Below are 12,958 nucleotides of genomic sequence, written 5' to 3' on the forward strand. Positions count from 1 at the left end.
TCGGCGCGGGTTGGGCCGTACTTGACACAGGCGCGGCTCGTCTACGCCGGCGGGCGCTGGGTGAGGACCGCGTCCAGCAGGCCGGGGTAGAGCTCGTCCACCTCGTCCCGGCGGAGCCGGACCAGTCGGCTGGTGCCGGCCGCCCGGGTCCGGGTCAGCCCCGCCTCGCGCAGCACCTTGAGGTGGTGGCTGCGGGTCGCCTTGGAGACGCCGAAGTCGAAACTGCCACAGGCGGCCTCGCCGCCCTCGGCGAGCGCCCGGACGATCTGTAGCCGCACGTCGTCGGCGAGTGCGGCCAACACGCTGGTGACCGGTACGGCGGTCAGGTCGGGCTCGTGCGGCTCCATGTGACCAGTGTAACCCTTGTTCGACAACGATCGAACGACGCCCTAGGGTCGGTGTCGTTGGTTCGACGATACTCGAACATTGGAGTTGCCGATGCGATCCCGCGCCACCGCGTACCCACTGGTCGCCGTGCTCGGCTGGGGCGTGATGTTCCCGATCCTGGCCAGCGCGCTCGACCGGGTCGACCCGCTCAACCTGACCACCGCGCGCTACCTGCTGGCCGCCGTCGTCCTGGTCGCCATCCTGCTGCTCCGCGAGGGTGCCGGCGCGCTCCGGCACGGTGGCCGGGCGCTGGAGGTGGTGGGGCTCGGAGTGGTCGGCTTCGCGGGCTTCAACCTGCTCACCAACCTGGCGCTCGAACACGCCGCCCCGCAGCAGATCTCCCTCTTCGTGGCCACCACGCCGGTGATCACCCAGCTCGTCCGCTGGGCCCGCGACGGCGTACGCCCGAAGCCACTCCTGCTGGCCCTCTCCCTGGTGGCGCTCCTCGGCGTCGGTCTGGTGATCACGCGCGGCAGCCTGGCCGGGCTCGGCCAGTTCGGCCTCGGCGGGCTCATGATGATCGGCGCGGTGCTGGGCTGGGGCATCTACACCCACGGCGCGAGCCGGTTCGGCGAGTGGTCCCCGCTGCGCTTCACCACACTGACCGCGCTCGCCGGCACGGCCGCCATGCTCGTCCTGAGCGTCGGCGCCGACGCCGTCGGCTGGCAGCACGCGCCGGCCGCCGCCGACCTCGTGGCGGTCGCCCCGCAACTGGCGTACGCCGTGCTGGTGGGCGCCGTGATCGCGGTCCTGGCCTGGAACACCGGTGTGCAGCGGCTCGGCGCCGCCAACGCCGCGCTGTTCATGAACCTGGTTCCGGTGACCACCTTCGCGGTGCAGATCGCCCGCGGCTACCGCCCGGAGCCCGTCGAACTGGTCGGGGCCGCCATCACGATCGCCGCCCTGGTCGCCGCGAACCTCGCCGCCCGGCCCCGGACCACGTCGCTGCCCCGGCCGAGCGCGGTGACGGATCCGATCGCGGTGACCGACCCGGTGGCGGTGAGCGCCCGCTGACCCACTACCTGGGATCAGCGGTAGCAGCGACCGACAGCGTTGTCCTAGACTCGACGGCACAACTGAATACCTCATCCAGAGGGGCTGAGGGATACGGCCCGACGACGCCCCGGCAACCACCCCGCGCGCTCACCGCTGAGCGACCCGCGGGGCAGGTGCCAATTCCGTCCCCGCCGCACCGTGCGATGCGGGGAAAGATGAGAGGACCCTCGACATGACGTCGACGCTCGTCGCCTCCGGCATCGACACCTCCGCCAGCCCCGCCCGCGCCCTGGTCTGCCGTGCCTGTTCGGCCCGCTACCCGCTCGCCGCCCAGCACGCCTGTTACGAGTGTTTCGGCCCGCTGGAAGTCGACTACGACACCGCCGCGTTGGCCGCCGTCACCCGCGAGCAGATCGAGGCCGGCCCGAACAACATCTGGCGGTACGCCGCGCTGCTCCCCGCCGGTCAGGACCCGGCCAGCCGGGTCACCCTCGACCCGGGCCTGACCCCACTGGTGGCGGCCCCGCATCTCGCCGCCGAATTGGGCATCACCGCGCCGCTCTGGGTCAAGGACGACAGCGCCAACCCCACCCACTCGTTCAAGGACCGGGTCGTCTCGGTGGCGCTCACCGCTGCCAAGGCGCTCGGCTTCAGCCGGTTCGCCTGCGCGTCGACAGGCAACCTGGCCAACTCGGTGGCCGCCCACGCTGCCCGCGCCGGTGCGCCCTCGGTGGTCTTCATCCCCAGCGACCTGGAGCAGGGCAAGGTCATCACCACAGCCGTCTACGGCGGCGAACTGGTCGCCATCGACGGCTCGTACGACGATGTCAACAGGCTCTGCGGTGAGCTGGTGGAGACCGACGAATTCGAGGACACCGCGTTCGTCAACGTGAACGTCCGGCCGTACTACGCGGAGGGCTCCAAGACCCTCGGCTACGAGGTGGCCGAGCAGCTCGGCTGGCGGATCCCGGCGCAGGTGGTCATCCCGATGGCCAGCGGCGAGCTGCTCACCAAGATTGACAAGGCGTTCTCCGAGCTGGTGGAGATCGGCCTGGTCGAGGCGCCCGCCGACGGCTGGAAGGTCTTCGGCGCGCAGTCCGCCGGCTGCAACCCGATCGCCGTCGCCCTGCACGCCGAGACCGACACGATCGTCCCGGTCAAGCCCACCGGCATCGCCAAGTCGCTCAACATCGGCGACCCGGCGGCCGGCCTCTACGCCCTGGAGGCGGTCCGCCGCACCGGCGGCTGGATGGAGTACGCCGACGACGACGAGATCCGCGCGGGCATCCGCGATCTGGCCCGTACCACAGGGGTCTTCGCCGAGACCGCTGGTGGGGTCACGGTGGCCGTGCTGCGCAAGCTGGTCGAGTCCGGTCGGCTCGACCCGACGGCCGAGACCGTCGTGTTCAACACCGGCGAGGGTCTGAAGACCATCGACGCGGTAGCCGGCCAGGTCGGGCCGACCCACCACATAAAGCCCTCGCTGCGCGCTGCCCGCGACGCCGGCCTCCTGGGCTGACGGGCTCGCTCGGACCCGGGCGGAGTCGATCAGTCGGTAACTGGGTTTTCGCTGTGAGTGTGGAAAACCCGCCGCTACGGACTTGACGGCAGGAACCGGACGGCGCAAGATGCTCCGTGCGGGAGGGCATTTCGCCGAAGACTTTTGAAGTTCTTGCGACCCAACGCCGGAGGCGTTGTGCGAGTGTCCCTCCCGACCAACGTTCGATCGGGCCAGCGAGTAATTCGCTGGCCCGATCGCTTTTGTAGGGTGCACGCTCACCGGCATGAGCATCACGATCGCGTCGTTCGACGGCGCCGACCGGACGCCGGTCGACGAGGCGTACCGGATCGGGTCGGCGGCCAACGACGCTGATCTCCCGGACTTCCCGCCCTTCTGCCGGCGTCGCTTCGACGCGATGTTCCACTCGCCGATGCCCGGCACCCGGTCGCTCTGGGCGCTGGCCCGCCTGGACGGCGTGCCGGCCGGCTACCTCCAACTGGACCTGCCGCAGCTCGACAACCCCGACAACGCCACCGCCGAGCTGCTGGTGCATCCGCGGCTGCGGCGCCGGGGCGTCGGCCGGGCCCTGCACGAGTACGGGCTGCGCCTGCTCCGCGAGCACTGCCGCAAGCGGGTGGTGGCGATGGCCGTCTCCGCGCTGCCCGGCGGCGCTGCCCGAAGCGTGGCCGGTGACGCGTTCGCCGCCGCGACCGGCGCCCAACCCGCCCTCGCCGAGGTGCGTCGCCGGCTCGACGTCGGCGAGATCGACCGGGTCGCTCTGCGGGCGGCGCTCGCCGAGGCCCGACCGCGAGCCGAGGGCTATCACTCCGTCTGCTGGCAGGGCTCCACCCCACAGGAGTACGTGGCTGACATCGCCTACCTCGACGGCCGGCTGCTGATGGACGCGCCCATGGGCGACGTGCAGTGGGAGCCGGAGCAGGTGGACGCCGAGCGGATCCGTGGCAACGAGCGGGCACTGGACGCCCGGGGCCGGCGGCGCTACCACCTCGGGATGCGGCACGAGGCGTCCGGTCGGCTGGTCGCCTGGACGCTGCTGGACGTGGGCGCCTCCGCCGACTGGCACGCGTTCCAGCAGATCACCATCGTCGACCCGGCCCACCGTGGGCACCGGCTCGGCCTCATCGCCAAGGCGGAAAACCTGCACCAACTGCTCACCCACGAGCCGGCGGTACGGGTGATCGACACCTTCAACGCGGCCAGCAACAGCTACATGGTGTCGATCAACGAACAGCTCGGCTTCCGCCCGGTGGACCGCTGGACCGACTGGCAGCTCACCCTCTGAGTCGACAGGTCACCCGTCCGTCCGTTCCAGGCGCTCGACCAGTTCGCCGACCGCGGCGTGGAAGTCGTCGTCGGGAGTGAACCGGTGGCCCTGCACCGGCGGAGGCACGGTGTCGGTCGGTGGGATCAGCAGCCCTTTCGGATCCCGTACCCGACGGTCGACCCGGGCGGCGGGGTCGTCGGGTCCGTCGACGAACGGGACGAACACCGCCCCGCCCACCGCGTCGGTGTACCGCCACAGGTTGATCCACCGCCAGGCCAACCGGCTGCCGACCTCGCGCAACATCTCGTCGCTGACGTACGCCGGGAAGATCCGCCGGTACCGGTTGCCGAGCGGGGAGCCGTAGGTGAGCAGGGCCACCCGCCGGCGGCAGTGGTCGGGCAGTTGAAGGATCGTCACCGCCGCGAGCACGCTGCCGTGACTCTGCCCGGACAGCAGCACCGCGTTCCCGTCGGCGGTGAGCTGCCCGATCCGGCGGGTCAGCTCGGGGACCGCCCGCTCGACGTAGCACGGCGGGGCGAGCGGATGCGCGGCACGCGGCCAGAAGGTGGCCAGCTCCCAGAGCACCCCGACCAGCCGGATCGCGCCGGAACGGTAGGCGACAAGTCCCATTATCGCGAGGACCGTGGCGAACAACCCGATCAGCAGGGCGCCCAGGTCGGTCACGAAGATCACCGGACGGGCCAGCGACTCGCCGCCGAGTCGCAGCGCGAGCACACCCGGGCCGGGACCGATCACCGAGAGCCCGGCCGCAGCCAGGGTGAGCAGCGCCAACACCACGTACGCGGTGGCCAACAGCCCTCCGAGCCGATCCGTCAGCCGGGCGCGCACGACCGCGTCGCGGACGGCCCGGACCCGTTCCGGGGCCGCCCGAGAGGCTTCCGGATAGTCCCGCCGGATCAGCTCCTCGGCCTCCCGACGGCGACGAGCACGGCGAAGCCGGGGCACGAGCACTGCCGTCACGACCACCAGAAGCACTGCGAGGGTGAAGCCGAGGGTGACCCAGCGGTAGGCGATCGGCGGCGACAACGGTGGCGCGCCGGGCGGCAGCGGCCGTGCGGGCGTCGGGCTGGACCCACGGTCCAGATACTCGGCGAGCCCGTAGGTCAGGCCCGAGGAGTAGGCGACGCCCAGCCCGATCGCGACAGTTATCAGCACCGGCGCCCCCAACCCGGCCAGCAGGAAGAAGGGGCGGGGGAGGGAACGGCGCTGCACCGCCACCACCAGGCCGAGCATCGCGAGCAGCACCACCTGCCCGGCGAACAGCCCGGCCACCAGCAGCCCGTACCCCGGCAACATCCCCTCGGCCTTCCACGGCGACCGTGGCACCACCGCGTAGCCCACTGTCAGCGCGGTGAGCGCCACGGCCACCCAGCGGATCGTCCGTGAACTCCGCTGGTCCTGCTCTCCGCGACGTTCTATCGCCGGCCGGCAGAGCAGCACCACCGCGCCGGCGAGCAGCGCCACGTCCGCGGCCAGCAGCAGCCAGCCGGGCACCGTCGCGTCGTGCGGTGCCAGGACCAACAGCAGAGTGATGTCGAGCGTGCCCAACGCCACCGCGACGTGAACCGAGCGCAGGCGGCGCAGCAGCGAGCGGGTGTCCCAGAAAGCGGGCGCGTCGAGCCGGTCCGCACCCACCCCGGGCGCGTGGTCGCTGTCCTCGGGGAGCTGCCAGCTCCGGGCACCGAGTCGCCAGATCAGGAAGATCGCGATGATCGGCGGTACGGCAAGCAGCGCCAGCCGCTGCCCGGGCGGCACGTCGCCCAGCCACGACAACTCCCGCCGCCCCTCCAGGCACCTCGGGTAGGCCGCGCACTGCCACGCGATCAGGTCGACTGACACCCCGACGGTGGAGAGCACGTACATCGCGGTCATCGTCGCTGCCAACAGTCGGCACAGCGCCCGCGCGGCGTGGCCGCCGCGTCCGGTGACCGGCAGCATCCAGGCCGCGATGTTGCTGAGCATGAACGGCAAGAGCAGGACCAGGGAGAACGTCCGGGTGGCGGTCCCGCCGGTCAGCCTGCTCCAGCGGTACGCCTCAAGCGTCACCCCGTTGCGGTCCGCGGCGGCACCGTAGCCGGGCCGCGGCCGGTAGAAGCCGGCGTTGTCGTCTCCCGCGACCCGCGCGACGATCGGTCGGTCGAGGATCGTCTCGGGCCCTTTGTCGGCGACCCCGTGCACCCGGATCTCGGTGATCCTCACCCGCCGCCCTCCCCTGGCCGGCTTTCCTGGCCGGAGGCCCGCGGTTACCCGCTGCCGCCGCGAGCAACCTCGTGCCGTCGGCCATTGGCGCTTCTGCTCGCGGACCGGACTGCGGCATGATGGCGGGCATGACGGAGACCCCGCATCCCCTGTACGACAGGCACGCCGACACCCTCAACCGTGCGCTGACCGCGATCACGGAGCGGGGCTACTGGTCCGCCTATCCCGAATCCCCCAGCCCCCGGGTGTACGGCGAGACTGCCGCCGCCGACGGCAAGGCCGCCTTCGAGGCGTACCTCGGTGGTGACTTCCCGCTCGACCAGCCCGGCGCGGGCGTTCGGGTCGCCACCGAGACGAGCCCGTTCGGGGTGGAGTTGGCGGTGCGTTACCCGCACGCCGGCCCCGGTGAGCTGATCAGCGCCGCCTCCGCCGCGCTGCCGGCGTGGCGCGACGCCGGCCCGCAGGCCCGGGTCGGCGTCTGCCTGGAGATCCTCGACCGGCTGCACAAGCACATCTTCGAGCTGGCCAACGCTGTGCAGTTCACCAGCGGGCAGGCGTTCGTGATGGCCTTCCAGGCCGGTGGCGCGCACGCGCTGGACCGGGCGTTGGAAGCGCTGGCGTACGCGTACGCCGAGATGACCCGGCACCCGGGCACGGCCGGCTGGGAGAAGGCCGCCGGCAAGGGCGACCCGCTGCGGATGACCAAGACGTTCCACGTGGTGCCGCGTGGGGTGGCGCTGGTGATCGGCTGCAACACCTTCCCGACCTGGAACTCGTACCCTGGGCTGTTCGCCTCGCTGGTCACCGGCAACCCGGTGATCGTCAAGCCGCACCCGCGCGCGGTGCTGCCGCTGGCCATCACAGTGAAGTACGCCCGGGAGGTGCTCGCCGAGGCCGGGTTCGACCCGAACCTGATCATGCTCGCGGCCGAGGCGCCCGGTGAGAAGCTCGCCAGCGACCTGGCCCTGCACCAGGCGATCCGGATCGTCGACTTCACCGGCTCCACCGAGTACGGCGACTGGCTGGAGACGCACGCGCGGCAGGCATCGGTCTACACCGAGAAGGCCGGCCTCAACACCGTCGTCATCGACTCCACCGACGACTTCGCCGGCATGTGCCGCAACCTCGGGTTCACGCTGACCCTCTACAGCGGGCAGATGTGCACCACCTCCCAGAACATCCTCATCCCGGCCGGGGGCATCGAGACCGACCAGGGGCACAAGAGCTTCGACGAGGTGGCCGGCGGAATCGCCGCAGCGGTCGGCAAGCTCACCGCCGACCCGGCCCGAGGTGTGGAGCTGACCGGCGCCATCGTCAACGACGGGGTGCTGGAGCGGCTGGCCGAGGTGACCAAGGTCGGCGAGCCGGTGCTGGAGTCGCGGGCCGTGGCCCACCCGTCGTACGCCGACGCGGTGGTGCGTACCCCGACGATCGTGAAGCTGGCCGCTGACGACGCGGAGACGTACGGCCGGGAGTGGTTCGGGCCGATCTCGTTCGCCATCGCTACCGACTCCACCACGCACAGCCTGGAGCTGCTGCGCCGGACGGTCGGCGAGAAGGGCGCGCTCACCGCCGGGGTCTACTCGACCGACGAGGCAGTGCTTGACGCAACCGAGGCGGTGGCGGTCGAGGTCGGGGTTCACCTGTCCTGCAACCTCACCGGGGGCGTCTTCGTCAACCAGTCGGCGGCGTTCTCCGACTTCCACGGCAGTGGGGCCAACGCGGCGGCCAACTCGGCGCTGACCGACGGGGCTTATGTGGCGAACCGGTTCCGGATCGTGCAGTCGCGGCGTCATGTTTGATCTCTAGTCGCGGTGGGGGTTTCCGGGGCGGGCCCCCCGGAAACCCGCCGTGGGCGCGGTGGTCGTCGGCGTGTCCGGCCCGGAGCCTCTGCTTTTCCCATGATCGTGCTCGACCCAGGAAGTAGTGGCCTCTGGTCGGATGATGACCACTACATCCTGGATCGAGCGTGATCATCACGGCTGGGCGGCGCGCGCCGGCCGTCCGCGTGGCGGTGGTGATCGTTGGAGGTGGTTTGTGGGTCAGGCTGTTCGGCGCATCTGTAGCTCGGTGAGGGCTGGGATGTTCGGGTGGGGGACTCGTACCCCGGTGTCCTCGAAGCCCAGGCGCTGGTAGGCGCGGTAGGCGCGGTCGTTGCCGACCACCACCTCCAGCAGCAGGTCAGGTCGGCCACAGGCTCGCGACCAGGCGGCCACCCCGTCGATCAGCTCGCCGAGCAGGCCGCTGCCGCGCCAGGTCGGCGTGACGTACACGGCGTAGATCACGGTCAGCCCCGGTTCGTTCGGGTGGGTCGTACCACCGGCGTGCCCGACCAGCCGGCCGCCCGGGTCGGCGACGAACTGCGCGTTACCGGCACCGGCCGAGGTGTACGCGACCCGGGCGGCGAACTCGTTGTGCGGTCGGGCCGCCGCGTCCGCCAGGGTCTCCAGGAAGGCCAACGGCGCGTCGGCGAGCATCTCCAGGCGCAGCGCCCGCATCCGGGCGGCGTCCTCCGGCCGGACCCGGCGGATCTCCGCGAGCCGTAGGGCCGGCGAGCCCATGTCGGTGGTCATGTCCGCATGCCTACCACAGGGCAGAGATGGCGTTTCGCGAGCTGGGCCCGATCGCGATCATCTCGAGGGCTGCCCTGCGACCCTGCCCCTCTCCGCAATGACGCGGGCGAATCCGATGGCTGGGGAACCCGGCCGATCAGCGCGCTCGGGACGCCCCGAAGTGTGTCTGATTTGTGGCAGTGCGCGGCCGTCACTCCTCGTGTAGCGTGCGATTTCGGCCACCTAATTCAATGGCGGTCATCGATCACTGAGTCGGTGGTCCGGGGCGCCCGGCCGTGCCGTGCGCCGAATCAGGCAACGCCGGGCAGAGTGAGGGAAGTGCACCGTGGCACAGGGCTCCGTGAAGTGGTTCAACGCCGAAAAGGGCTACGGCTTCATCGCCGTCGACGGCGGTCAGGACGTGTTCGTTCACTTCTCCGCGATCGAGATGGACGGTTACAAGGCGCTGGACGACGGTCAGCGGGTCGAGTTCGAGATCACCCAGGGCCAGAAGGGCCCACAGGCGGAGCACGTACGCGTCATCGGCTGAGCTTCCTGGCCGATCGGCCCGTGAGTTGGGGCTGCGGCAGGGGCACTCAGCCGGGAAGATCGTGAACCGTTCCAGCCAAAGCTGAGGAGCGTTCATGACCGACCAGCCACCCCCGCACACTCCTTCCTCCGGGTCGGGGGAGCCGGACCCGTCCGATCCGTCCTCGCAAGCCGGCGGCCCCGGCCACGCCGGTCCGCCCCCCGGCTGGGGGCCGGGCATGCCTCCGGCCGGCCCGTCCTCCGGCCCCGCCGCCCCGCCGCCCGGCTGGGATCCCGCGCAGGGTGCCTGGGGTGCGGCCCCGCCACCGCAGGGCTGGGCGTTCCCGCCCACCGGGGGTTACCCGCCCGGGTCGGGTCCCTACGGCGGGCAGCCGTGGTATCCGGGGCCGCCCGTCGGCTGGTACCCGCCGGGTCACGGGTTCGACCCGAACGACGCCCTGGTCACGCCGCCCGGCGCCGGCATCGGCGGCTGGTTCGACCGGTGCGGGGGAGCGCTGCGCCGGGGCTGGCGGCAGTTGGTGCCGATCATGCTGCTCACCCAGGTGCTGCCTGCGGCGGTGCTCTCGGTGGTCTCCCTCGGGCTGGACCCATCGGCGAAGTGGGCCGCCCAGGCCGAATCGACGTCGACCCCCGCGCTGCCGGACAATTTCGCCGCCGAGCTGCTGAGCCTCCTCGTCCTGCTGGTCGGCGGCAGTGTGGTGGTCGGGTTGGTGCAGGCCGTCGGGTGGGCCGCCGGCACCTGGGTGATCACCCAGCAGGCGGCCGGTCAGCCGGCCAGCCTGGAGGCCGCGCTGCGCTACGGCCTGCGTCGGGCACTCGGGCTGTGGGGCTGGACCCTGTTGATCAGTCTGCTCATCGGCGTCGGTTTCTGTTTCTGCGTGCTGCCGGGCATCTACCTGGCCTTCGCGCTGAGCATGGCCGGCCCGGTCTATCTCTTCGAACGGCACAACCCGATCGGTCGATCGTTCCGGATGTTCCACGACCGGCTCGGCCTGCTGCTCGGACGGGTGGCCCTGGTGGCCGCCGCGGTGATCGTCGGCACCCTGATCCCCGGTGCCCTGGAAGGAATCGGCACCTCCCCGCTCGGAACGGATCCGTTCTCCTCGGCGGGTACCGCCGCCGGGGCGGTGGTGGTGATCGGGATCACCGCCGTGCTGGCCCTGCCGGCCCACCTCGCGCAGATGATCGGTCTGCTGGTGACGTACGCCGAGCAGCGTGCCCATGAGGCACCGGTGAACAGCGCCGGACTGGCTGCGGAACTCGGCTGAGCGGCGGCATCGTGCTTGCACTCGGCAGGTGAGAGTGCTAAACAAGTCATTGGCACTCGCATACCGTGAGTGCCAATGGTCGGGACGGTGGGGCCAGGTTGCACCGGTGTGGAGACACCGGGGCGGCACATGGCCGGTCGTCGCGGGCTATCCGGCCCGGCCGAAGGACGTCGTCGTCGCCAGGTGGCGACGTCCCAAGGTGCGTACACCAGGCGGCCCATCCGGGGCACACATCTCGGGTGGCCCGTGAGTGTCCAGGAGGACAACGCCGTATGGCCAAGATGATCGCGTTCGACGAAGAGGCGCGCCGCGGCCTCGAGCGGGGCATGAACCAGCTCGCCGACGCCGTAAAGGTGACCCTCGGCCCCAAGGGCCGCAACGTCGTGCTCGAGAAGAAGTGGGGTGCCCCCACCATCACCAACGATGGTGTGAGCATCGCCAAGGAGATCGAGCTCGAGGACCCGTACGAGAAGATCGGCGCTGAGCTGGTCAAGGAGGTCGCCAAGAAGACCGACGACGTTGCCGGTGACGGCACGACGACGGCGACCGTCCTGGCCCAGGCCCTGGTTCGCGAGGGCCTGCGCAACGTGGCCGCTGGCGCCAACCCGATGGCCCTGAAGCGGGGCATCGAGGCCGCTGTCGCGAGCGTCTCGGAGGAGCTGTCCAAGCTCGCCAAGGACGTCGAGACCAAGGAGCAGATCGCCTCCACCGCCTCCATCTCCGCTGGCGACAGCACCGTCGGCGAGATCATCGCCGAGGCGATGGACAAGGTCGGCAAGGAAGGCGTCATCACCGTCGAGGAGAGCAACACCTTCGGGCTGGAGCTTGAGCTCACCGAGGGTATGCGCTTCGACAAGGGCTACATCTCGGCCTACTTCATGACCGACCCGGAGCGTATGGAGGCCGTCTTCGACGACCCGTACATCCTGATCGCCAACAGCAAGATCTCGTCGGTGAAGGACCTGCTCCCGATCCTGGAGAAGGTCATGCAGTCGGGCAAGCCGCTGCTGATCATCGCCGAGGACCTGGAGGGCGAGGCCCTCGCCACCCTGGTGGTCAACAAGGTCCGTGGCACCTTCAAGTCGGTCGCCGTCAAGGCGCCGGGCTTCGGTGACCGCCGCAAGGCCATGCTGACCGACATCGCCATCCTCGCCGGTGGCCAGGTCATCAGCGAGGAGGTTGGCCTCAAGCTCGACGCCGCCAGCCTCGACATGCTGGGCCGCGCCCGCAAGGTCGTGGTGACCAAGGACGAGACCACCATCGTCGACGGTGCCGGTGACGCCGAGCAGATCCAGGGCCGGGTCAACCAGATCCGGGCCGAGATCGACAAGAGCGACTCCGACTACGACCGGGAGAAGCTGCAGGAGCGGCTGGCCAAGCTGGCCGGCGGCGTTGCGGTGATCAAGGTCGGCGCGGCCACCGAGGTCGAGCTCAAGGAGCGCAAGCACCGCATCGAGGACGCCGTTCGCAACGCGAAGGCCGCCGTCGAGGAGGGCATCGTCCCGGGTGGTGGCGTCGCGCTGGTTCAGGCCGGCAAGACCGCCTTCGACAAGCTCGACCTGGTCGGCGACGAGGCGACCGGTGCGAACATCGTCAAGGTCGCGCTCGACGCCCCGCTGCGGCAGATCGCCGTCAACGCCGGCCTTGAGGGCGGCGTCGTGGTGGAGAAGGTCCGTAACCTCGAAGCGGGTCACGGTCTGAACGCCGCCAACGGCGAGTACGTCGACCTGCTGGCCGCGGGCATCATCGACCCGGCCAAGGTGACGCGTTCGGCGCTGCAGAACGCCGCTTCCATCGCGGCGCTCTTCCTCACCACCGAGGCCGTTGTCGCGGACAAGCCGGAGAAGAACCCGGCTGCCCCGGCTGGCCCGGGTGGCGGGGACATGGACTTCTGAGTCCAGTTCCGACACCGAACGGGGCGGGCCGCTGACGCGGTCCGCCCCGTTCGTCGTCAGGTCGGTAGTGGGCGCTGGTTGCGCCGCTTCTGTGCCCGGCTGTACGGCGGAGGCAGTTTGATCGGCGCGTCCACCATCTCCTGCGGTTCCTCGGCCACCGTCGGCTCGCCCTCGGTGGTCATCTCGGCCAGTTGCTCGGCGTCGCCGTAGTCGAGCCTGTCGAACGGCAGTTGGCCGGGGAGTTCACCCACCGGTTTCCAGGTGATCGGCGGGCCGTCCTCGGTCTGGTTGTCATCCGTGGTCAT

General features: G+C 70.7%; 11 protein-coding genes and 1 riboswitch. Of the genes, 7 read left to right on the forward strand and 4 right to left on the reverse strand.

Annotated features, from left to right (window positions below):
• Positions 1-41 precede the first annotated feature (41 nt).
• On the reverse strand, positions 42-347 hold the full coding sequence (locus tag NIE111_RS03955; RefSeq protein WP_238683079.1) for an ArsR/SmtB family transcription factor: 306 nt from the start codon (positions 345-347) through the stop codon (positions 42-44).
• Between the two features lie 91 nt (positions 348-438).
• Between NIE111_RS03955 and NIE111_RS03960 the strand changes: the two genes are divergently transcribed.
• The 3 genes from NIE111_RS03960 to NIE111_RS03970 all read left to right on the forward strand — a co-directional run bounded on the left by NIE111_RS03960 (position 439) and on the right by NIE111_RS03970 (position 4,187).
• A complete protein-coding gene (locus NIE111_RS03960; RefSeq protein WP_238683080.1) occupies positions 439-1,401 on the forward strand; it encodes a DMT family transporter in 963 nt (320 codons plus the stop codon).
• A gap of 68 nt (positions 1,402-1,469) precedes the next feature.
• Positions 1,470-1,605, forward strand: a riboswitch (SAM riboswitch).
• Positions 1,606-1,615: 10 nt separating this feature from the next.
• Positions 1,616-2,902 (forward strand): threonine synthase, encoded by a 1,287-nt coding sequence (thrC, locus tag NIE111_RS03965; RefSeq protein WP_210780906.1) that lies wholly within the window; start codon positions 1,616-1,618, stop codon positions 2,900-2,902.
• A gap of 265 nt (positions 2,903-3,167) precedes the next feature.
• The gene (locus tag NIE111_RS03970) at positions 3,168-4,187 is read left to right on the forward strand and encodes a GNAT family N-acetyltransferase (protein WP_238683081.1); all 1,020 of its coding nucleotides are present in this window, start codon (positions 3,168-3,170) and stop codon (positions 4,185-4,187) included.
• 9 nt (positions 4,188-4,196) lie between these two features.
• On the opposite strand, the gene NIE111_RS03975 is transcribed toward NIE111_RS03970, so the two are convergent.
• Entirely contained in the window at positions 4,197-6,389 is a 2,193-nt protein-coding gene (locus NIE111_RS03975) for a hypothetical protein (protein WP_238683082.1), read from the reverse strand.
• 128 nt (positions 6,390-6,517) lie between these two features.
• Here NIE111_RS03975 and paaN point away from each other — a divergent pair, with 128 nt between their 5' ends.
• Positions 6,518-8,191 carry a phenylacetic acid degradation protein PaaN gene (gene paaN, locus NIE111_RS03980; protein ID WP_238683083.1) on the forward strand — a complete coding sequence of 558 codons (1,674 nt, stop codon included), beginning with the start codon at positions 6,518-6,520 and terminating at the stop codon, positions 8,189-8,191.
• 240 nt (positions 8,192-8,431) lie between these two features.
• Here paaN and NIE111_RS03985 read toward each other — a convergent pair whose 3' ends face one another.
• The gene (locus tag NIE111_RS03985; protein WP_238683084.1) at positions 8,432-8,962 is read right to left on the reverse strand and encodes a GNAT family N-acetyltransferase; all 531 of its coding nucleotides are present in this window, start codon (positions 8,960-8,962) and stop codon (positions 8,432-8,434) included.
• Between the two features lie 325 nt (positions 8,963-9,287).
• On the opposite strand from NIE111_RS03985, the gene NIE111_RS03990 reads away from it, so the two are divergent.
• The 3 genes from NIE111_RS03990 to groL all read left to right on the forward strand — a co-directional run bounded on the left by NIE111_RS03990 (position 9,288) and on the right by groL (position 12,653).
• Positions 9,288-9,491, forward strand: a complete 204-nt coding sequence (locus tag NIE111_RS03990; RefSeq protein WP_091402914.1) for a cold-shock protein — start codon at positions 9,288-9,290, stop codon at positions 9,489-9,491.
• Between the two features lie 94 nt (positions 9,492-9,585).
• Positions 9,586-10,758 (forward strand): hypothetical protein, encoded by a 1,173-nt coding sequence (locus NIE111_RS03995; protein ID WP_238683085.1) that lies wholly within the window; start codon positions 9,586-9,588, stop codon positions 10,756-10,758.
• A gap of 272 nt (positions 10,759-11,030) precedes the next feature.
• Positions 11,031-12,653, forward strand: a complete 1,623-nt coding sequence (groL, locus tag NIE111_RS04000; protein WP_088950420.1) for a chaperonin GroEL — start codon at positions 11,031-11,033, stop codon at positions 12,651-12,653.
• 56 nt (positions 12,654-12,709) lie between these two features.
• Here groL and NIE111_RS04005 read toward each other — a convergent pair whose 3' ends face one another.
• A complete protein-coding gene (locus tag NIE111_RS04005; protein ID WP_238683086.1) occupies positions 12,710-12,958 on the reverse strand; it encodes a hypothetical protein in 249 nt (82 codons plus the stop codon).

Origin of the sequence: Micromonospora hortensis (assembly GCF_022230935.1) — a bacterium.
In the GTDB taxonomy this organism is placed as follows: domain Bacteria; phylum Actinomycetota; class Actinomycetes; order Mycobacteriales; family Micromonosporaceae; genus Micromonospora; species Micromonospora hortensis.